Origin of the sequence: Streptomyces sp. NPDC101118, from assembly GCF_044759445.1 — a bacterium.
In the GTDB taxonomy this organism is placed as follows: domain Bacteria; phylum Actinomycetota; class Actinomycetes; order Streptomycetales; family Streptomycetaceae; genus Streptomyces.
Genome location: NZ_JBIVZG010000016.1, coordinates 113651 through 132850, shown reverse-complemented (window position 1 = coordinate 132850; position 19200 = coordinate 113651). Strand labels below are relative to the sequence as shown.

The window sequence follows — 19200 nt, the reverse complement described above, 5'->3', positions numbered from 1 at the left end:
CAGGGCGTGGACCTCAGACCTCAGGACCTCAGAACTGCAGGGCCCAGGAGTCGATCTTGCCGGTGTCGATGTTCGCGTTGTCGTTCACCCGGAGCTTCCAGGTCCCGTTCGCGACCTCCGAGGAGGCGTTGACCGAGTAGGTCTGGATGATGTTGTCCGCGCTGCCGCCGCTGCGGTTGTGCAGGGTGTAGACGGAGCCGTCGGGCGCCACCAGGTCGACCTTCAGGTCACCGATGTAGGTGTGCTTGATGTCGACCGCGACGGAGAGGGTGGCCGGGGCGTTGCCCGGGACGCCGCTCACGGTGACCGGGGACTCCACGGTGGAGTTGTCGTTGATCGCGTAGTCGCCGGTGTTCTCGAACCGCGGCCCGGGCGGCGTGGTCGAGCCGCCGCCGACGTACAGCAGGCGGTTCGGCGAGCCGGTGCCGGGGCTGGTCACCACGTTCGGGGTGGCCGCGTTCACCAGGGCGGTGGACACCTGCGCGGGGGTGCTCGACGGGTTGCTCGCCAGGTACAGCGCCGCCGCGCCCGCGACGTGGGGGCTGGCCATCGAGGTGCCGGAGATGGAGTTGGTCGCCGTGTCGCCGCTGTTCCAGGCCGAGGTGATCGAGGAGCCGGGGGCGAACAGGTCCAGGACCGTGCCGTAGTTGGAGTAGCTGGCCTTGGCGTCGCTGCTGGTCGTGGCGCCGACGGTGATGGCCTCGGTCACGCGGGCCGGGGACTTGGTGCTGGCGTTGGTGGACTCGTTGCCCGCCGCCACCGCGTACGTGATGCCGCTCGCGATGGAGTTGCGTACGGCCGTGTCGAGCGCGGAGTCGGCGCCGCCGCCCAGCGACATGTTGGCCACGGCCGGCTTCACGGCGTTCTGGGTGACCCAGTCGATGCCCGCGACGACCTGCTCGGTGGTGCCGGAGCCCGAGTTGTCCAGGACGCGGACGCCGACCAGCTTGACCTTCTTCGCGACGCCGTACGAGGTGCCGCCGACGGTGCCGGCGACGTGCGTGCCGTGGCCGTGGCCGTCCTGCGCGGTGTTGTCGTTGTCGATGGCGTCGTAGCCGTACGAGGCCCGGCCGCCGAAGTCCTGGTGGGTGATCCGCAGACCGGTGTCGATGATGTACGCCGTCACGCCCTGGCCGGCGAGGTCGGGGTACGTGTAGCTCTGGTTGAGCGGCAGGGCCTTCTGGTCGATCCGGTCCAGGCCCCAGGACGGCGGGCTCGGCTGGGTGGCGTCGATGGTGAAGCGGCGGTTCTGGACCACCGACTTCACGGCCGGGTCCGCGGCGAGCTTGCGGGCCTGTGCCTCGCTCAGCCGGACCGCGTAGCCGTTGAGGGCCTTCTTGTAGGTCCTGTTGATCTTCGCGCCGTACTCGCGGGCGATGGCCCGGCCCTGCGCGGAGTCGGCGGCGGCGCCGTCGAGGGTGACGATGTAGCTGCCGGATATGGCGCCGGGGGCGCCCGCGTTCTCGATGTGTCCCTCGGCGGTGCCGGCCGCGGCGGCGGGGAGCGCGGAGACCGCGCCGAGTACGAGCGCGGCGACGGCGGTCGCGCTGAGTCCGGCGAGTGTGCGGCGTGGTGGGCGCATCACGGACATGTGGGGGGTCCTCCTCGGGTGTGGGGATGGCGGAATCCAGTCAGGGACATGTCAAGGACAGCGGTGCGCTGTCCCCAACTACCGGACGCCAACGCAAGGTTGACCCACCCCTCCGAGATCCCACAAGAGGACAACAGGCGCTTAACAGCCCTGCCACACACCCGTCAAAAGATGGCAAAGACCAGCCGCATAAACCGGTACGGCCGGCACCCGCGCCATCGCACCCGCGGAGCCCCTACAGCTGCTTGCGCGGCGGCCCCTCCGACAGCCCCGGCCGGGCCTTCGGCGGCTTGGTCCGCACCTCGACCCCGCCCCAGAACGCGAAGCCGGTCACCACCACGCGCGGCGCCCCCGGCTCGGGCGCGCTCCCGGCCGTGCGCTGGTCGAAGGCGCCCATCACGCCGACGCCCCGCACGTCCACCTCCACGCCCGGCGGCACGGTGATCTGGATGCCGCCCATGACGGCCACGCAGTTGAGCACCACCTCGCGCTCGGCGAACGTCGCCTCCCGCAGGTCGATCTCACCGCCGCCCCAGAACGCCACCGCGTCGAACCGCGCCGGCACCGTCCAGCGGCCCTTGCGCTGGAAGCCCGACATCACCGCCACCGCCCCGGAGGACGTGCCCGTCCCGCCGATCCGCGCGGGCCAGGACGACGCACCGGCCGGCACCCCGGCCGGCGGCGCGGCGTACGGCAGGGGCGCCCCGGGCGCCGTGCCGCCCGGGGCGGGCAGGTCCCGGGTGAGCGGAGCGAGCTCGGCGTACGTACGCGCCTTGAAGGCCGCCTCCAGCCGCTCCTCGAACTCCCCCATGTCGAGGCGCCCTTCGGCGAGGGCGTCCCGCAGGCGCTCCGCCACCCGCTCCCGGTCGGCGTCCGAAGCCCGCAGCTCGGGCAGCTCGTCACTCATACCGTCCACCCTAGGACCTACACCCCGCCGCCCGCGTACATCCGTGCGATCACGTCCTCGATGTCCGGCTCCCGCACGGACAGGTCCAGCAGCGGGTACTCCGCGGCCACCGCCGCCACCAGCGGGGCCGCCGAATCCGAGGCAGGGAAGGCCAGCCACTGCCGGGGCCCCTCCACCTTCACCGTCCGCGCCCCCTTCACCACCACCGGCGGGAGCTCCCGCTCCAGCTCCACCACCAGCGTCCGCTCGGCACCGGCCACCTCGTGCAGACCGCCCAGCGGGCCGTCGTACACCATCCGCCCGTGGTCGATCACCATCACCCGCTCGCACAGCTGCTCGATGTCCTGGAGGTCGTGCGTGGTCAGCAGCACCGTCGTGGCCCGCTCCGCGTTCAGCTCCCGCAGGAAGGACCGCACCTTCGCCTTGCTGATCACGTCCAGGCCGATCGTCGGCTCGTCCAGGTACAGCACCTCCGGATCGTGCAGCAGCGCCGCCGCGATGTCCCCGCGCATCCGCTGCCCCAGCGACAGCTGCCGCACCGGTACGTCGAGCAGCGCACCCAGGTCCAGCAGCTCCACGCAGCGCTCCAGGTTGGCCCGGTAGCGGGCCTCCGGGATCCGGTACATCCGGCGCACCAGCGCGTACGAGTCCCGCAGCGGCAGGTCCCACCACAGCGTGGTGCGCTGCCCGAAGACCACGCCGATCCGGTGCGCGAGGCGGTTCCGGTCGCGCGACGGGTCCACGCCGGCCACCCGCAGCCGGCCGCCGCTCGGCGTGAGGATGCCGGTCAGCATCTTGATCGTGGTGGACTTGCCCGCGCCGTTGGGGCCGATGTACCCGACGACCTCGCCGCGCGGGACCTCGAAGCTGATCCCGTCCACCGCCCTGACCTGTGTCTTCTCCCGGCGGAACAGGCCCGCCCGCCGCCGTACGTCGAAGACCTTCTCGACGTCCGCCACCTCGATCAGCGCCATCTCCGCCCTTCCTTCCGCGCCACGTCGAACCCGCACCACACCCGACCGCACCCCACCCGACCGCACCACACCGCCCGCCCTGCACCCGCCCGCCCTGCACCCGCCCGCACCCCAGGGCCCCGCCCGTCAGCTGCCCGTGCTCCGGTACGCCCGCAGCCCCGCCCGCCACGCGAACGCCGCCGGCACGAACGCCACCAGCGCCACCAGCGGACTCACGAACGCCGCCCAGTCCGGCAGCCCCAGCGGATCCGGGCGCCCCAGCAGGTACAGCGCCGGCACCCAGTTCACGAAGGCCAGCGGCACCACGTACGTCACCCCGCGCACGACCTCCCGCGCGAACACCGTCGGCGGGTACTGGAGCATCGTCGTCCCCCCGTACGTGAAGGAGTTCTGCACCTCCGCCGCGTCCCCGGCCACGAACTGGAACGCCGCCCCCAGCACGAACACCGCCGCGAAGATCCCCCCGCCGGCCACCAGCATCACCGGCACCAGCACCACCCGCGCCGCCGTCCAGTCCACCCCCGCCGCCGCCAGCCCCCACACCAGCACCACCGCGCCCTGCGAGATCCGCCCCACCCGGCGCAGCGCGAACCGGTCCGCGGCGACCTGCGCGAACACCGGCACCGGCCGCACCAGCATGGTGTCCAGCGCCCCCGTCCTGATCAGCGCGCCCACCCGGTCGGAATTGCCCAGCACCAGGTCCGCCAGCCCCAGGGACACCGTCGTCGCCCCGTACAGCAGCGCGATCTCCGGCAGCGAGAAGCCGCCCAGCCCGTCCACGTGCCGGAACATGATGTAGATCGCCACGAAGTCCAGCCCACTCGTCAGGAAACTGGCCACCACCGCGAGCAGGAACGACGCCCGGTACGCGAGCGTCGACCGCACCCACATCGCGACGATCAGCCCGTACCCCCGCACCGCCTCAACCACCCTGGACCACCACCTTCCGGGTCGCCGCGGACTGCACCAGCCGCCCGGCCCCCAGCAGCACCACCGCCCACACCACCTGGAAACCCAGCGCCCGCCCCGCGGCACCCGCCCCCGCATGCGTCCCCAGCAGCACGTCCAGCGGCACCTGCAGCATCGCCGACCACGGCAGCAGCCGCACCAACTCCCCGAAGGCGCCCGGGAACACGGTCAGCGGCAGCAGCATCCCCGAGCAGAACATCGACACCAGCAGCGCCACCATGTTCACCCCCGCCCCGTCGAGCAGCCAGAACGTCACCAGCCCGACGATGAACCGCAGCGCGAAGCCCACCACCATCCCCAGCCACACCGACACCAGGAACAGCAGCCAGCGCGCCGGATCCGACGGCAGCGCCAGCTCGAAGACCAGCGCCCCCGCGAGCAGCGGCGCCACCCCCCGCCCCAGCAACTGGAAGGCGGCCCGGCCCAGATCGGCCGCCAGCCACCACAGCTGGAGGTCCGCCGGCCGGTACAGGTCCACCGCGATGTCACCCGTGCGGATGCGCTCCTGCAGCTCCTCCTGGAACCCCCCGCCGATCAGCGCCCCCGCCGCCAGCAGCGACTGGCTCACCCAGACGAAGGTCAGCGCCTGTGCCTGGTCGTACCCGCCGAGCCCGGGCCGCTCCTCCCACAGCGCCGCGTACGTGTACGCCAGGATGAACCCGAACACGGTGTTCGTGAACACCCCCGCCGCCGTGGCCGTCCCGTACGTCGCGTACCGCCGGAAGCCCCCGGCCGCCACCGCCGCGTACAGCCGCACCTGCGACCACACCCCGCTCACTCCCTTCCGCGGTCCGCATCGTTATCCGGACGTGCGCGGGCGACGGGCAACCCCGCGAACAGGAAACCCGTCTGAACCCGTGCCCGAAACCAGCGCCCGAAACCAGTGCCTGGAAGCAGTGCCTGAACCAGGTCCTGAAACCAGGCCCTGGAACCAGTGCCTGAAACCGTGTCAGCCAAAGCGAGCGAGCTTAGTGCGGCGGAGGGAACCCTCGCGACCGAATATCGGCCGACCGGCTCGCGACGTAGTTCCATGGGTACAGATCAACAGAAATCGCCCACCAGGGCGACAGAACACCCGGCCGAGGAGTCCCAGGAGACATGAGCAACGAGTCACCTCGGAGGGGCTGGCCCCCCCGGGATCCGGACGCGCCGACCGGCCCCACCCCCGGCCAGCAGGCCGCCGGACACACCGGCAGACCCGGCCCCGCCCGCCGCCGCCGCACCGGCCGGCGCCGCCTCATCCCCACCTGGCGCATGCTCCTAGGCGGCCTGACCCTCATCGTCCTGCTCATCGGCGGTGCCCTCGTCGCCGGCTACCTCCTCGTCGACATCCCGCCCGCCAACAAGGCGGCCACCGCCCAGAGCAACGTCTACCTCTACGCCGACGGCACCCAGCTCGCCCGCGACGGCGAGGTCAACCGCATGAACGTCCCCCTCGCCCAAGTGCCCGGGAACGTCCAGGAAGCCGTACTCGCCGCCGAGGACCGCGACTTCTACAGCGAACGCGCCGTCGACCCCAAAGCCATGGTCCGCGCCGCCTGGAACACCCTCACCGGCAAGGGCAAGCAATCCGGCTCCACCATCACCCAGCAGTACGTCAAGAACTACTACCTCGGCCAGGAACAGACCATCGAGCGCAAGGTCAAGGAGTTCTTCATCGCGATCAAGCTGGGCCGCGAGGAGACCAAGGAGTCCATCCTGGAGGGCTACCTCAACACCAGCTACTTCGGCCGCAACGCCTACGGCATCCAGGCCGCCGCCCAGGCCTACTACGGCAAGGACATCAGCCGCATCACCACCGCCGAGGGCGCCTACCTCGCCACCCTCCTCAACTCCCCCAGCGCCTTCGACGTCGTCGCCCACCCCCAGCAGCGCGGCCGCGCCGTCGCCCGCTGGAACTACGTCCTCGACGGCATGGTCAAGAAGAAGTGGCTCGACCCCGCGGAACGCGCCGCCACCACCTTCCCCGAACCCGGCAAGGTCCGCGCCCCCTCCGGCATGTCCGGACAGCGCGGCTACCTCGTCGAAACCATCCGGGACCACCTCCTCGCCAACAAGGTCATCGACGAGACCGACCTCGCCGCCGGCGGCTACCGCATCACCACCACCATCGACAAACGGCGCCAGACCGCCTTCGTCGAAGCCGTCCGCGACCAGCTCATGAGCAAGCTCGACCCCGACCGCGCCAAAGACCGCATCGTCCGCGCCGGCGGCGCCTCCATCGACCCCGCAACCGGCAAGGTCGTCGCCCTCTACGGCGGCATCGACTACACCAGGCAGTACGTCAACAACGCCACCCGGCGCGACTACACCCCCGGCTCCACCTTCAAGCCCCTCGTCTTCACCGCCGCCGTCCAGAACGGATCCACCACCCAGGACGGCCGCCGCATCACCCCCAACACCCTCTACAACGGCGACAACCGGCGCCCCGTCCAGGGCTCCGCCATCGCCTACGCCCCCGAGAACGAGGACCAGCGCTCCTACGGGGACATCACGGTGCGCGAAGCCACCAACGACTCCGTCAACACCGTCTACGCACAGCTGGCCGTCGACGTCGGCCCCACCAAGGTCAAGAGGACCGCCGTCGACATGGGGATGCCCAAGGACGTACCCGCCTTCGACGCCGTACCCGCCATGGCCCTCGGCACCCTCCAGGCCAGCGTCCTCGACATGACCCAGGTCTACGCCACCCTCGCCGACCACGGCCGCCACACCCCCTGGACCATCGTCGAGAAGATCACCAAGGACGGCGACTCCGTCCCCCTCCCCCGCCGCACCCCCCGCCAGGCCGTCACCCGCGAGGCCGCCGACACCACCACCTCCATGCTGCAGAGCGTCGTCGAGAGCGGCACCGGCACCGCCGCCCTCGCCGCAGGACGCCCCGCCGCCGGCAAGACCGGCACCGCCGAGGAGGACAAGGCCGCCTGGTTCGCCGCCTACACCCCCGAGCTCGCCACCGTCGTGGCCGTCATGGGCCAGGACCCCGACGCCGGCACCCTCCAGCCCCTCTACGGCGCCCTCGGCGAGGCCCGCATCAACGGCGGCGGCTACCCCGCCCGCATCTGGGCCGCGTACACCGCGGCCGCACTGGAAGGCACCGACCCCGTCGACTTCGACCTGGAACTCCAGCCCGGCGCCGCGTACGTACCGCCCGCCGAGCCCACCCGCACCCGCGGCCCCGACCGCGAGCGCCCCGGCCGCCCCCAGGGCCAGACCGAAGGCCAGAACCATGGCCGCGACCAGGGACGCACCCAGGGCGGGAACAACGGGGGCAACACGGGCGGGGGCGACGAAGGCGGCCGGACCCAGGGCGCCACCACCGGCACCACGGGGGGCACCACCACGGGAACCACCGGCGGCACCACCACCGGCACCGACGGAGGCGGCACCACCACCACGGGCGGCACCACCACCACCGGAGGCCCCGGCGGCACCGACAGCGGCGGAACTAGTGACCCGAGGTCGCCTTCAGACCCACCACAGCCACCAGCAGCAGACAGATGAAGAAGATCCGGGCGGCGGTCACCGGCTCACCCAGCACCACCATGCCCAGCACCGCCGCACCGGCCGCACCGATGCCCACCCACACGCCGTACGCCGTACCGATCGGCAGCGACTTCGCCGCGTACGACAGCAACACCATGCTCGCCACGATGCCGGCACCGGTGAACACGCTCGGCCAGAGCCGCGTGAACCCCTCCGTGTACTTCATGCCGACCGACCAGCCGACCTCGAGCAGACCGGCGACGAGAAGAAGAACCCAGGCCATGACGGCACCTCCGGGACGAGAGCGGAACGGGGTGCGTCGTCTTGTCGTACCCGGTACGGCGCGTCTCGTCGGGGTTCCAGACCACCGTAGCAAAACACGAAAAAAGGACCGGTGACCCAGGTCACCGGCCCTTCCTCGGAAAACCGTCTACAGGTACAGGCCGGTGGAGTCCTCCGACCCCTCCAGCCGCTCCGCGGCCACCGCGTGCAGGTCCCGCTCGCGCATCAGCACGTACGCCACGCCCCGCACCTCCACCTCGGCACGGTCCTCGGGGTCGTACAGCACCCGGTCGCCCGGCTCCACGGTCCTCACGTTCTGACCGACCGCGACCACCTCGGCCCAGGCCAGCCGCTTGCCCACCGCAGCCGTCGCCGGAATGAGGATGCCGCCGCCGGAACGGCGCTCGCCCTCGGGCGAGTCCGACCGGACCAGCACGCGGTCGTGCAGCATCCGGATGGGCAGCTTGTCGTGGTGGGTGGGGTTATCGCTCACGTACCGAACCTACCTGCCCGCGCCCGCCCCGCGCCCCCCAGGGTCACCCGCGCCTGCGACGCGCGGAGACGGCGAGCAGACCGATCAGACCCACGGCGACCATCGCCACCGGCACGACCCGCTCGAAGCGCGGGGCGCCGTCCTCGTGCCGCAGGCCGGCCTTGAGGTCGATGACCACCCGGTTCACGGCGGCGAAGGCACGGCCCGCCGTCTCGTCGACCGTCGAGGCCACCCGGGCCCTGGCGTCCCCGATGATCGTCTGCGGGTGCATGCGCACGCCGATCTCGTCGAGCGTCTCCGCGAGCTGCTCGCGCCTGCGGATGATGTCCGCCTCGATCTGGGCGGGGGTCCTAACATCCGACACCGCGCTGCCTCCGTGATGGTCGTGGGTGGGCGTAGTCCGACGTGGACAGTCTGTCAGCTTACGCTCGTGCCGTACGGATCCCCTCCCGAGGAGACTTGAGGACATGAGCGAGCGACTCCAGCCCGGCGACACGGCTCCCGCCTTCACCCTGCCCGACGCGGACGGCAACGAGGTCTCGCTGGCCGACCACAAGGGCCGCAAGGTGATCGTGTACTTCTACCCGGCCGCCCTGACCCCCGGCTGCACCAAGCAGGCCTGCGACTTCACCGACAACCTCGACGTGCTGGCGGGCGCCGGCTACGACGTGATCGGCGTCTCCCCGGACAAGCCGGAGAAGCTGGCCAAGTTCCGCGAGAAGGAGCACCTGAAGGTCACCCTGGTCGGCGACCCGGAGAAGGAGGTCCTGGCGGCGTACGGCGCGTACGGCGAGAAGAAGCTGTACGGCAAGACGGTGACCGGCGTGATCCGCTCCACCGTGGTCGTGGACGAGGAGGGCAAGGTCGAGCGCGCCCTCTACAACGTCAAGGCCACCGGCCACGTCGCCAAGATCATCAAGGACCTGGGCATCTGACCCCCGCCCCCACCGCCTCCCCCGGAAGGGCCCGCACCGGCAGCAACCGGCGCGGGCCCTTCCGTATATCGGACGTAACCGTCCGAATATCGGCTCGTTACTCCATCCGAGAGCCGCACAGGCGGCCGGGGAGGGAACACGATGCCGGAAAGCCCGTACACGAAGGAACGCCTGATGGAGGCGGCCCGCTCGTCACGCACGCTGACGGAGGCGCTGGAGAAACTCGGGGTGGACCCGAAGAGCGGTACGCGGAACTACATCCGCGAACGCATGAAGAAGCTCGGCGTGGACACGTCCCACTTCGAAAGGGCGACGGGCGCGAAGTGGACGAAGGAGATCCTCACGGAGGCGGTCGCCGCCTCCACCAACATGTGCGACGTCCTGAGGCGGCTCGGCCTGGATGTGGTGGGCGGCCACCACACCCACATCAGCCGCCGCGTGAAGGGCTTCGGCATCGACACATCGCACTTCAGCCCCCATCACCGGACCGATCGCATGCGGGACAACCGACGCCGCCGGTACCCGGACGAGATTCTGCGGGAGGACCGCTCCCCACACCCCAGGCGGGTGCCGAACGCGCGCCTGCGACGGGCCTTGCTGGAAACCGGTGTTGAGGAGCGCTGCGCCGGGTGCGGCAACCAGGCCGTCTGGCTCGGCGAACCGCTCGCCCTGGAGGTGGATCACATCAGCGGCGACTGGCGGGACAATCGGCATGAGAACCTGCGCTTTCTCTGTCCCAACTGTCACTCCACCACCGACACCTACCGTGGCCGCTCGCAGGGGCACCGATGAGGGCGCGGCAGTCGTACCCGGCGCACCGCCTCGCCGAGGCCGTCGCCCAGTGCACACACATCGAGGAGGTCATCGATTTCCTCGGCACGGTGAGATATCCAAGGCTCGACAGCTATCTCCGCTCACGGTTCCGCAAGTTCGGCATCGACATCTCGCACTTCGGCCACCGCAAGTACGAACGGCACACCAAGCCCGCCGGCCGGACTCTGCAGGAGGCCGTTGCGGCCTCGGAATCGCTTGCCGGGACGCTCCGGCGGCTGGGGATCCGCCCCTCCGGCGCCACCCACGCGGCGCTCAAGCGGTGGATCCGTGAGGACGGCCTCCCGACGGACCATTTCCTCGGCCAGGCACACCAGCGCGGCAAGCCAGGACCGGTGCCGAAGAAATCCGCATCGGAGATCCTCGTACGGCACGAGGGCAAGCGGCGCACGGCAACGCGGTTCCTGCGCCGCGCGCTCAAGGAATCCGGAGTGCCCGAGCGCTGCGCACGATGTGGCACAGCTCCCGAGTGGCTGGGGCGACCCATGACCCTCGAGGTCGACCACATCAACGGCGACTGGAGCGACGACCGAAGGGAAAACCTCCGGTTGCTCTGCCCCAACTGCCATGCGGTTACGGCCACCTGGTGCCGCGGAGGTGATCGCCGACGGCGTACCGGGGACCCGTCGCACCGGGCTCCCGGCGACCAGTAAGGTATGCCCCGAGGGGCCCGTACCCCAGCTGGCCAAGAGGGCGCCGGTTTAGGTCCGGTGTGTCGTGGGTTCGAGTCCCACCGGGCCCACAGGCGAATAGGCCCCCGCACCTTCGGATCGAAGGTGCGGGGGCTTCCTGCTGTCAGCCCAGCAGTTCCCGGATGACCGGGATCAGGGCGCGGAAGGCCTGGCCGCGGTGGGAGATCGCGTTCTTCTCCGACGGGGTCAGTTCGGCGCAGGTGCGGGTGTCGCCCGCCGGCTGGAGGACCGGGTCGTAGCCGAAGCCGCCGGTGCCGGTGGGGGCGTGGCGGAGGGTGCCGGGGAGGCGGCCTTCGACGACGCGTTCGGTGCCGTCGGGGAGGGCGAGGGCGGCGGCGCACCTGAAGTGCGCGCCGCGGTGGGCGTCGTCGATGTCGGAGAGCTGGGCGAGGAGCAGGTCGAGGTTGGCCCGGTCGTCGCCGTGCCGGCCGGCCCAGCGGGCGGAGAAGATGCCGGGGGCGCCGTTGAGTACGTCGACGCAGAGGCCGGAGTCGTCGGCGACGGCGGGGAGGCCGGTGGCCTGGGCGAGGGCGTGGGCCTTGAGGAGGGCGTTTTCGGCGAAGGTGACGCCGGTCTCCTTGACGTCCGGGATCTCGGGGTACGCGTCGGCGCCGACGAGCTCGTGGGGCAGGCCGGCGTCCGCGAGGATGGCGCGCAGTTCGGTGATCTTGCCCGCGTTGCGGGTGGCGAGGATGAGGCGGCTCATGGCGTCGATTATCCGGGCGAGCAGACCTTGCTGATCTCGGAGGCGGCGTCGACGATGGGCGTGACGTCGGGGGTGGGGTTGCCCTGGTCGATGGCGTTGCGGACGTTGTCGACGCCGGTGGTGAGGGAGTCGATGGCCTTGCCGAGGTCGGCGTTGTCGGTCTTGTCGCCGATGGCCTTGAGGTTCTGGTCGATCTCGTTGAGGGCGTTCTGGGCGTCCTGGGGGCTGTTGCCCGCCTGGGAGACGGCCTGCTGGAGGTCGTTGACGGCGTCGGTGATGGCGACGGCGGTCTGGGCGCAGTCCATGGCGGTGCTGATGGCGCTGCAGGCGGTGAGGGCGGGGGCCGCTATGAGGGCGGCGATCGCGAGCGCGGCGGTGCGGCGGTACGTGGTCATGCGGGTCCCCCCGGTTGTCGGATCTTGTGCGGACGGGCGCACAGTGCCGAAGCTTCGGTCTGTGCGCCCGTATCCGTCAAGACGCGGCGGTCCGGCGGGTTGGTTGCGCGGGTGGCCTGGCGGTGGGGCCGGAGGGGCCGGTCAGAGGCCGAGGGCCTGGCGCTGGATGGCTTCGAGGTCGGCGCAGCCGCCGGCGGCGAGGTCGAGGAGGGCGTTGAGTTCCTTGCGGTCGAAGGGTTCGCCTTCGGCGGTGCCCTGGACTTCGACGAAGCGGCCGTCGCCGGTGCAGACGACGTTCATGTCGGTTTCGGCGCGGACGTCTTCCTCGTAGCGGAGGTCGAGGAGGGGGACGCCGTCGACGATGCCGACGCTGACGGCGGCGACGGTGCCGGTGAGGGGCTTGCGGCCGGCCTTGATGAGCTTCTTCTGCTGGCCCCAGGCGACGGCGTCGGCGAGGGCGACGTAGGCGCCGGTGATGGCGGCGGTGCGGGTGCCGCCGTCGGCCTGGAGTACGTCGCAGTCGAGGACGATGGTGTTTTCGCCGAGGGCCTTGTAGTCGATGACGGCGCGGAGGGAGCGGCCGATGAGGCGGCTGATCTCGTGGGTGCGGCCGCCGATCTTGCCGCGGACGGATTCGCGGTCGCCGCGGGTGTTGGTGGAGCGGGGGAGCATCGAGTATTCGGAGGTGACCCAGCCTTCGCCGCTGCCCTTGCGCCAGCGGGGGACGCCTTCGGTGAAGGAGGCGGTGCAGAAGACCTTGGTGTCGCCGAAGGAGATGAGGACGGAGCCCTCGGCGTGCTTGCTCCATCCGCGTTCGATGGTGACCGGGCGGAGCTGTTCGGGCGTGCGGCCGTCGATGCGAGACATGGGACGAGCGTAGCCGTTGCGCACGTGGGCCCCGGCCGGGGTTTGCCGGTCGGGGCCTGTGTGTGGAGGGGTGGGTGAGCGGGTGGGCTCAGCTCACATCATGTCTTCGATGTCGGCGGCGATGGGGTCGGCGTCGGTGCCGATGACGACCTGGATCGCGGTGCCCATCTTGACGACGCCGTGGGCGCCGGCGGCCTTGAGTGCGGCTTCGTCGACCTTGCTGGGGTCGACGACTTCGGTGCGGAGGCGGGTGATGCAGCCCTCGACCTCTTCGATGTTGTCGATACCGCCGAGCCCGGCGACGATCTTCTCAGCCTTGGTGGCCATGTGTCTTTCCCCTGTCTTCAAGGAACGAGTCTCGGCGGCAGTTTGCCGGTAGCGGGTGGCCCGCTTTGTCACGGTAACCCACGGTTGGACCATCTTCACGAGGCGTTGGTCCCGACTGTGCCGAATGATGACGATCAGTAGCGGTGCGCCGTGCGGGCGGCCGTTCGGACCGTATCCACGACTGGTCTACACCAGTGTGCGGCAACCGCCAAACCTGGTGGTGGCAGGGAGGACGCCGATGAGCGCCAGCAGCGCAGCCGCGGAGCCGCAGCAGAGGTGGTGGAACGGTCTGTTCCAGGGCCTGCAGAAGATGGGCCGCAGCCTCCAGCTGCCGATCGCCGTGCTGCCGGCCGCGGGCATCCTCAACCGTCTGGGGCAGCCGGACGTGTTCGGCAAGGACGGCCTGAACTGGGTGGACGTCGCGAAGGTCATGGCGGCCGCGGGCGGCTCCCTGCTCAACGCCGACCTCGGACTGCCGCTCCTGTTCTGCATCGGCGTCGCGATCGGCATGGCCAAGAAGGCGGACGGCTCGACCGCCCTGGCGGCGGTGGCGGGCTTCCTGGTCTACCGGGGAGTGCTGCGCGTGTTCCCCGAGCCCTGCCCGACGGGCACGACGGACGTCGGGGGCGGCTGCCTGGGTGCGGACGACACGTTCGCCGAGTACACGTTCCAGAACCCGGGCGTCTTCGGCGGCATCATCATGGGCCTGCTGTCGGCGTGGTTCTGGCAGCGGTACCACCGGGTGAAGCTGGTCGACTGGCTCGGGTTCTTCAACGGCCGCCGGCTGGTGCCGATCATCATGTCGTTCGTCGCGATCGGGTTCGCGGTGATCTGCCTGGGGGTGTGGCCGCCGGTCGGTGACGCGCTGGAGAGCTTCTCCGACTGGCTGGTGGACCTGGGTGCGTGGGGTTCCGGCATCTTCGGCATCGCGAACCGGGCGCTGCTGGTGATCGGCCTGCACCAGTTCCTGAACGTGCCGGTGTGGTTCCAGTTCGGCAGCTACACGACGCCCGAGGGGCAGACGGTCCACGGCGACATCGCGATGTTCTTGAACGGCGACCCGAACGCGGGTCTGTTCATGACGGGCTTCTTCCCGATCATGATGTTCGCGCTCCCGGCGGCCGCCCTGGCGATCACGCACTGCGCGAAGCCGCAGCGCCGCAAGGAGGTGGGCGGCCTGATGCTGTCGGTGGCCCTGACCTCGTTCGTCACGGGCATCACCGAGCCACTGGAGTACTCGTTCCTCTTCGTGGCGCCGGCCCTGTACGTGGTCCACGCGCTGCTCACGGGCGTGTCGATGGCGGTGACGTGGGGGCTGGGCGTGCACGACGGCTTCAGCTTCTCGGCGGGCCTGATCGACTACGTCATCAACTGGGGGCTGGCCACGAAGCCGTGGCTGATCATCCCGATCGGCCTGGGCTTCGCCGCCCTCTACTACGCGATCTTCCGCTTCGCGATCACCAGGTTCGACCTCAAGACTCCGGGCCGCGAGTCCGACGAGGAGATCGAGGAGATGCAGAAGGACGTGACCAAGGCGTAGCCGTACGGGCCCTTCGGCCCGCCCCGCAGAGGCCCTCGGACCACCGGTCCGGGGGCCTTCGCCGTGTGGTGTAGACCACAGTTTATCGAAGGTTCCTTATCTATCCCTCACCGTGCTACAACTGGTCTACACCACCCATTGGTGTAGACCACGCGAGCGGGTTTCCGCGCTCACGTGCCCCCATTTCCGAGACGTCGCCGTCCCCCCGTGGCTCAAACCCCCCAGGCGGCGCCTTGCCTTCTGGAGGAAGTCAATGAGTACGGCAACTGCTGCCGCGCCCGCGAAGAAGCGCGGCGCCGGCCTGTTCCAGGGCCTGCAGAAGGTCGGTCGCAGCCTTCAGCTGCCCATCGCGGTCCTCCCGGCCGCGGGCATCCTGCTCCGCCTCGGCCAGCCCGACGTCTTCGGCGCGGACGGCCTCGGCTGGACCAAGGTCGCCGCCGTCTTCGCCACCGCGGGTGACGCCGTCTTCGCCAACCTGCCGCTGCTGTTCTGCATCGGTGTGGCCATCGGTTTCGCGAAGAAGTCCGACGGTTCGACCGCGCTGGCGGCGCTGGTCGGTTTCCTGGTCTACAAGAACGTCCTCACCGCGTTCCCGGTGACCGAGGCGGTCGTGAACACGACCGCGAACAAGGGTGTGGACGTCGCCGCGACGTACAACAACCCGGGCGTCCTCGGCGGCATCATCATGGGTCTGCTCGCGGCGGTCCTGTGGCAGCGCTTCCACCGCACCAAGCTCGTGGACTGGCTCGGCTTCTTCAACGGCCGCCGTCTCGTCCCGATCATCATGGCGTTCGTCGGCGTGGTCGTCGGCGTCTTCTTCGGTCTGGTCTGGGAGCCGATCGGTGAGGTCATCTCCAACTTCGGCGAGTGGATGACCGGCCTCGGCGCTGCCGGCGGCGGCCTGTTCGGCCTGATCAACCGCGGTCTGATCCCGATCGGCATGCACCAGTTCGTCAACACCGTCGCGTGGTTCCAGCTCGGCGACTTCACCAACGCCGCCGGCGACATCGTCCACGGCGACCTGAACCGCTTCTTCGCCGGTGACTCCAGCGCCGGCCTGTTCATGACGGGCTTCTACCCGATCATGATGTTCGGCCTCCCGGCCGCCGCCATCGCCATCGCGCACTCCGCCCGCCCCGAGCGCCGCAAGGCCGTGATGGGCATGATGGTCTCGCTGGCCCTGACCTCGTTCGTCACCGGTGTGACCGAGCCGATCGAGTTCTCGTTCATGTTCATCGCGCCGCTGCTGTACGCGATCCACGCGGTGCTCACCGCCCTGTCGATGGCGATCACCTGGGCCCTGGGCATCCACGGCGGCTTCACCTTCTCCGCCGGACTCATCGACCTCGGCCTGAGCTGGAGCAAGTCCACCAACCCGTGGATGCTCATCCCGGTCGGCCTCGCGTTCGGCGCGATCTACTACGTGGTCTTCCGCTTCGCGATCACCAAGTTCAACCTCCCGACCCCGGGCCGCGAGTCCGACGAGGAGCTCGCCGAGATGGAGAAGGCCGAGGCCAAGTAGGGCCCAGCCGCTCCGGCACCTCCCCACACGGGACCGAAGCCCCCGTCCTTCCCAGCGGAAGGACGGGGGCTTCGTCGTGTCGGTACACCGGCCGGACGGGCCTGCGGGACGGGCGGGGAGGCCCGCGTCGGTCAGATTTCGTAGACCGCGCCTGCGTGGGCCAGTTCCGTGGGGCCCGAGTAGGCCGCTCGGGCGTCGGCGAGGTTGATCTCGGCGTCCGTCCACGGGGGGATGTGGGTGAGGACCAGGCGGCCGGCGCCGGCGCGCTGGGCGTACTCCCCGGCCTCGCGGCCGTTGAGGTGCAGGTCGGGGATGTCCTCCTTGCCGTGGGTGAAGGAGGCCTCGCACAGGAAGAGGTCGGTGCCCTCGGCGAGCGCGTCGAGCGCGCTGCTGACGCCGGTGTCGCCCGAGTAGGTGAGGGAGCGGCCGCCGTGCTCCACCCGGATGCCGTACGCCTCGACGGGGTGCGCGACCCGCTCGGTGCGGACCTGGAACGGGCCGATCTCGAAGCTGCCGGACTTGAGGGTCCGGAAGTCGAAGACCTCGCTCATGGACCGCTCGTGCGGCACGTCCTCGTACGCCGTGGTCAGCCGCCGTTCGGTGCCCTCGGGCCCGTAGACCGGGATGGTGCCGCAGCGGCCGCCTTCGTGGCGGTAGTAGCGGGCCACGAAGTACGCGCACATGTCGATGCAGTGGTCGGCGTGCAGGTGGCTGAGGAAGATCGCGTCGAGGTCGTAGAGACCGCAGTGGCGCTGCAGCTCACCCAGGGCGCCGTTGCCCATGTCGAGGAGCAGCCGGAAGCCGTCGGCCTCGACGAGGTAGCTCGAGCAGGCCGATTCCGCTGAGGGGAACGAGCCGGAGCAGCCGACGACGGTGAGCTTCATGGAGCAGGAACCTCCGTGGACGGTCCGTGGACGTGGGACGGCGGGGGCGACGGGGGCCGTGCGTCCGTCAAAGGTAAGGCGCCGACCGGCCGGCCGCTCCTCTGCGGCAGGCCTGTGTGGGCGAACTCACCTGCGCTGTCACCCGGGTGAGCGACCCTCCGCACACGCGGCCAGCGATGTCGCCGCGACGGGTGGCGGGGGCGCGGTTACCGTCGGGGCATGGACACGTCCTGGTGGCCGGCGCTGGCCGCCGCGGTGGCGCTGGCCGTGGCGGTGGTGCTGATGGGGCGCCGTCCGGCGCGGCCTCCGGCGCGTCCCGGGACGGGCCGGCCGCCGGGCGGGCCGCACGGGCCGGGGCCGCGGAGGCGGCCGGAGCCCGGGGAGATCTGGTGGGCGATGGTGCCGTTCGAGGACGGGCCGGGCGAGAAGGACCGGCCGTGTCTGGTGCTGGCGGTACGGGGGCAGGTGGCTCGGGTCGTCAAGATCACCAGCAAGTACCACGACGAGCGGCCCGGGGTGATCGCGCTGCCGCCGGGGGTGGTGGGCGACGCGCACGGGCGGCCGAGCTTCCTGGAGACGGACGAGCTGCGGGAGGTCGCGGTGTGGGACTTCCGCCGCCGGGTCGGGGTGGTGGACCCGGTCCTGTGGGACCAGGTCCGCCACCTCGCCGGGTGATGCAGGGGCCTCCGGCCGGCCTGGGGCCTCTTCGGGCCGGGGCCTCTTCGGGCCGGGGCCGCCTCAGGCCCAGGGCCCCTCAGGCCCAAGGCCCCTCAGGCCCGGGGCCGCCTCAGGCCGTCGGTCAGCTCAGGCCCGCGGCCGCCTCGGGCCCGCAGCGGCCTCAGGCCCAGAGCTGTCCCTGGAGCGTCTCGATGGCCTCTTCGGTGGTGGCCGCCGTGTAGACGCCCGTCGACAGGTACTTCCAGCCCCCGTCCGCGACGACGAAGACGATGTCGGCGGACTCCCCCGCCTTGACGGCCTTCCGGCCGACGCCGATGGCGGCGTGCAGCGCGGCGCCGGTGGACACGCCGGCGAAGATGCCCTCCTGCTGGAGGAGTTCCCGCGTGCGGGTGACGGCGTCGGCCGAGCCCACCGAGAAGCGGGTGGTGAGCACGGAGGCGTCGTACAGCTCGGGGACGAAGCCCTCGTCGAGGTTGCGCAGGCCGTAGACCAGGTCGTCGTAGCGCGGCTCGGCGGCCACGATCCTGACGTCCGGCTTGTGCTCGCGCAGGTAGCGGCCGGCGCCCATCAGGGTGCCGGTGGTGCCCAGGCCGGCCACGAAGTGGGTGATGGACGGCAGGTCGGCGAGGATCTCCGGGCCGGTGGTGGCGTAGTGCGCGCCGGCGTTGTCCGGGTTGCCGTACTGGTAGAGCATCACCCAGTCGGGGTGCTCGGCGGCGAGTTCCTTGGCGACCCGGACGGCCGTGTTGGAGCCGCCCGCGGCCGGGCTGGAGATGATCTCGGCTCCCCACATGGCCAGCAGGTCCCGGCGCTCCTGACTGGTGTTCTCCGGCATGACGCACACGATGCGGTAGCCCTTGAGCCTGGCCGCCATGGCGAGGGAGATGCCGGTGTTGCCCGAGGTGGGCTCCAGGATGGTGCAGCCGGGGTGGAGGCGGCCGGACTTCTCGGCCTGCTCGACCATGTGGAGCGCGGGGCGGTCCTTGATCGAGCCGGTCGGGTTGCGGTCCTCCAGCTTGGCCCAGATGCGGACGTCCTCGGAGGGGGACAGCCGGGGCAGCCGGACCAGCGGGGTGTTGCCGACCGCCGCCAGCGGGGAGTCGTATCGCATCGGGCGTGCC

Annotated in this window: 21 protein-coding genes, 1 tRNA gene and 1 riboswitch; of the genes, 8 read left to right on the top strand and 14 right to left on the bottom strand. The window is 70.8% G+C overall.

Features of this window, described 5'->3' with window-relative positions; genetic code table 11:
* Positions 1-28: 28 nt before the first annotated feature.
* From ACIQUQ_RS24570 to ACIQUQ_RS24550, 5 genes are all read right to left on the bottom strand, one after another.
* Positions 29-1591 (bottom strand): S8 family peptidase, encoded by a 1563-nt coding sequence (locus ACIQUQ_RS24570; protein ID WP_403979492.1) that lies wholly within the window; start codon positions 1589-1591, stop codon positions 29-31.
* Between the two features lie 235 nt (positions 1592-1826).
* Positions 1827-2498, bottom strand: a complete 672-nt coding sequence (locus ACIQUQ_RS24565; protein WP_403979489.1) for a DUF1707 domain-containing protein — start codon at positions 2496-2498, stop codon at positions 1827-1829.
* 17 nt (positions 2499-2515) lie between these two features.
* Complete coding sequence (locus tag ACIQUQ_RS24560) at positions 2516-3472, bottom strand: ATP-binding cassette domain-containing protein (RefSeq protein ID WP_403979486.1); 957 nt, start codon at positions 3470-3472, stop codon at positions 2516-2518.
* Between the two features lie 126 nt (positions 3473-3598).
* Positions 3599-4390 (bottom strand): ABC transporter permease, encoded by a 792-nt coding sequence (locus tag ACIQUQ_RS24555; protein ID WP_403979648.1) that lies wholly within the window; start codon positions 4388-4390, stop codon positions 3599-3601.
* A gap of 4 nt (positions 4391-4394) precedes the next feature.
* Positions 4395-5198 carry an ABC transporter permease gene (locus tag ACIQUQ_RS24550; protein ID WP_403979645.1) on the bottom strand — a complete coding sequence of 268 codons (804 nt, stop codon included), beginning with the start codon at positions 5196-5198 and terminating at the stop codon, positions 4395-4397.
* Between the two features lie 341 nt (positions 5199-5539).
* Between ACIQUQ_RS24550 and ACIQUQ_RS24545 the strand changes: the two genes are divergently transcribed.
* Complete coding sequence (locus ACIQUQ_RS24545) at positions 5540-7945, top strand: transglycosylase domain-containing protein (RefSeq protein WP_403979483.1); 2406 nt, start codon at positions 5540-5542, stop codon at positions 7943-7945.
* On the opposite strand, the gene ACIQUQ_RS24540 is transcribed toward ACIQUQ_RS24545, so the two are convergent.
* From ACIQUQ_RS24540 to ACIQUQ_RS24530, 3 genes are all read right to left on the bottom strand, one after another.
* The gene (locus tag ACIQUQ_RS24540) at positions 7890-8210 is read right to left on the bottom strand and encodes a DMT family transporter (protein ID WP_399944864.1); all 321 of its coding nucleotides are present in this window, start codon (positions 8208-8210) and stop codon (positions 7890-7892) included. The genes ACIQUQ_RS24545 and ACIQUQ_RS24540 overlap by 56 nt on opposite strands.
* Positions 8211-8240: 30 nt before the next feature.
* Positions 8241-8304, bottom strand: a riboswitch (guanidine-III (ykkC-III) riboswitch).
* Between the two features lie 53 nt (positions 8305-8357).
* The gene (locus tag ACIQUQ_RS24535) at positions 8358-8660 is read right to left on the bottom strand and encodes a co-chaperone GroES (RefSeq protein ID WP_264203395.1); all 303 of its coding nucleotides are present in this window, start codon (positions 8658-8660) and stop codon (positions 8358-8360) included.
* Positions 8661-8745: 85 nt separating this feature from the next.
* A complete protein-coding gene (locus tag ACIQUQ_RS24530; protein WP_403979480.1) occupies positions 8746-9066 on the bottom strand; it encodes a DUF3618 domain-containing protein in 321 nt (106 codons plus the stop codon).
* 103 nt (positions 9067-9169) lie between these two features.
* Between ACIQUQ_RS24530 and bcp the strand changes: the two genes are divergently transcribed.
* The 4 genes from bcp (at position 9170) to ACIQUQ_RS24510 (ending at position 11210) form a co-directional block, all read left to right on the top strand.
* Positions 9170-9637, top strand: coding sequence for a thioredoxin-dependent thiol peroxidase (gene bcp / locus ACIQUQ_RS24525; RefSeq protein WP_399944857.1), 468 nt, complete (start codon positions 9170-9172; stop codon positions 9635-9637).
* Positions 9638-9778: 141 nt separating this feature from the next.
* Entirely contained in the window at positions 9779-10429 is a 651-nt protein-coding gene (locus ACIQUQ_RS24520) for an HNH endonuclease (RefSeq protein WP_403979477.1), read from the top strand.
* The gene (locus ACIQUQ_RS24515; RefSeq protein ID WP_403979474.1) at positions 10426-11121 is read left to right on the top strand and encodes an HNH endonuclease; all 696 of its coding nucleotides are present in this window, start codon (positions 10426-10428) and stop codon (positions 11119-11121) included. Before ACIQUQ_RS24520 ends, ACIQUQ_RS24515 begins: the two co-directional genes overlap by 4 nt.
* A gap of 13 nt (positions 11122-11134) precedes the next feature.
* Positions 11135-11210 (top strand) — tRNA-Leu (locus ACIQUQ_RS24510).
* Positions 11211-11263: 53 nt separating this feature from the next.
* On the opposite strand, the gene rdgB is transcribed toward ACIQUQ_RS24510, so the two are convergent.
* From rdgB to ACIQUQ_RS24490, 4 genes are all read right to left on the bottom strand, one after another.
* Positions 11264-11866 carry an RdgB/HAM1 family non-canonical purine NTP pyrophosphatase gene (rdgB, locus tag ACIQUQ_RS24505; RefSeq protein WP_403979471.1) on the bottom strand — a complete coding sequence of 201 codons (603 nt, stop codon included), beginning with the start codon at positions 11864-11866 and terminating at the stop codon, positions 11264-11266.
* A gap of 8 nt (positions 11867-11874) precedes the next feature.
* Positions 11875-12261 (bottom strand): hypothetical protein, encoded by a 387-nt coding sequence (locus ACIQUQ_RS24500; protein ID WP_403979469.1) that lies wholly within the window; start codon positions 12259-12261, stop codon positions 11875-11877.
* A 141-nt stretch (positions 12262-12402) separates the two neighbouring features.
* Positions 12403-13128: a ribonuclease PH gene (gene rph / locus ACIQUQ_RS24495; protein WP_403979466.1), complete on the bottom strand. Its 726-nt coding sequence runs from the start codon at positions 13126-13128 to the stop codon at positions 12403-12405.
* Between the two features lie 93 nt (positions 13129-13221).
* A complete protein-coding gene (locus ACIQUQ_RS24490; RefSeq protein ID WP_403979641.1) occupies positions 13222-13548 on the bottom strand; it encodes a glucose PTS transporter subunit EIIB in 327 nt (108 codons plus the stop codon).
* A 145-nt stretch (positions 13549-13693) separates the two neighbouring features.
* Between ACIQUQ_RS24490 and ACIQUQ_RS24485 the strand changes: the two genes are divergently transcribed.
* Positions 13694-14995, top strand: a complete 1302-nt coding sequence (locus ACIQUQ_RS24485; protein ID WP_403979463.1) for a PTS transporter subunit EIIC — start codon at positions 13694-13696, stop codon at positions 14993-14995.
* A 253-nt stretch (positions 14996-15248) separates the two neighbouring features.
* Positions 15249-16517 carry a PTS transporter subunit EIIC gene (locus ACIQUQ_RS24480; RefSeq protein ID WP_403979461.1) on the top strand — a complete coding sequence of 423 codons (1269 nt, stop codon included), beginning with the start codon at positions 15249-15251 and terminating at the stop codon, positions 16515-16517.
* 131 nt (positions 16518-16648) lie between these two features.
* On the opposite strand, the gene ACIQUQ_RS24475 is transcribed toward ACIQUQ_RS24480, so the two are convergent.
* Positions 16649-17401, bottom strand: a complete 753-nt coding sequence (locus ACIQUQ_RS24475) for an MBL fold metallo-hydrolase (protein WP_403979459.1) — start codon at positions 17399-17401, stop codon at positions 16649-16651.
* 219 nt (positions 17402-17620) lie between these two features.
* Between ACIQUQ_RS24475 and ACIQUQ_RS24470 the strand changes: the two genes are divergently transcribed.
* The gene (locus ACIQUQ_RS24470; protein WP_403979457.1) at positions 17621-18076 is read left to right on the top strand and encodes a type II toxin-antitoxin system PemK/MazF family toxin; all 456 of its coding nucleotides are present in this window, start codon (positions 17621-17623) and stop codon (positions 18074-18076) included.
* 163 nt (positions 18077-18239) lie between these two features.
* On the opposite strand, the gene ACIQUQ_RS24465 is transcribed toward ACIQUQ_RS24470, so the two are convergent.
* Positions 18240-19190 carry a PLP-dependent cysteine synthase family protein gene (locus tag ACIQUQ_RS24465; RefSeq protein WP_403979454.1) on the bottom strand — a complete coding sequence of 317 codons (951 nt, stop codon included), beginning with the start codon at positions 19188-19190 and terminating at the stop codon, positions 18240-18242.
* Positions 19191-19200: the final 10 nt, after the last annotated feature.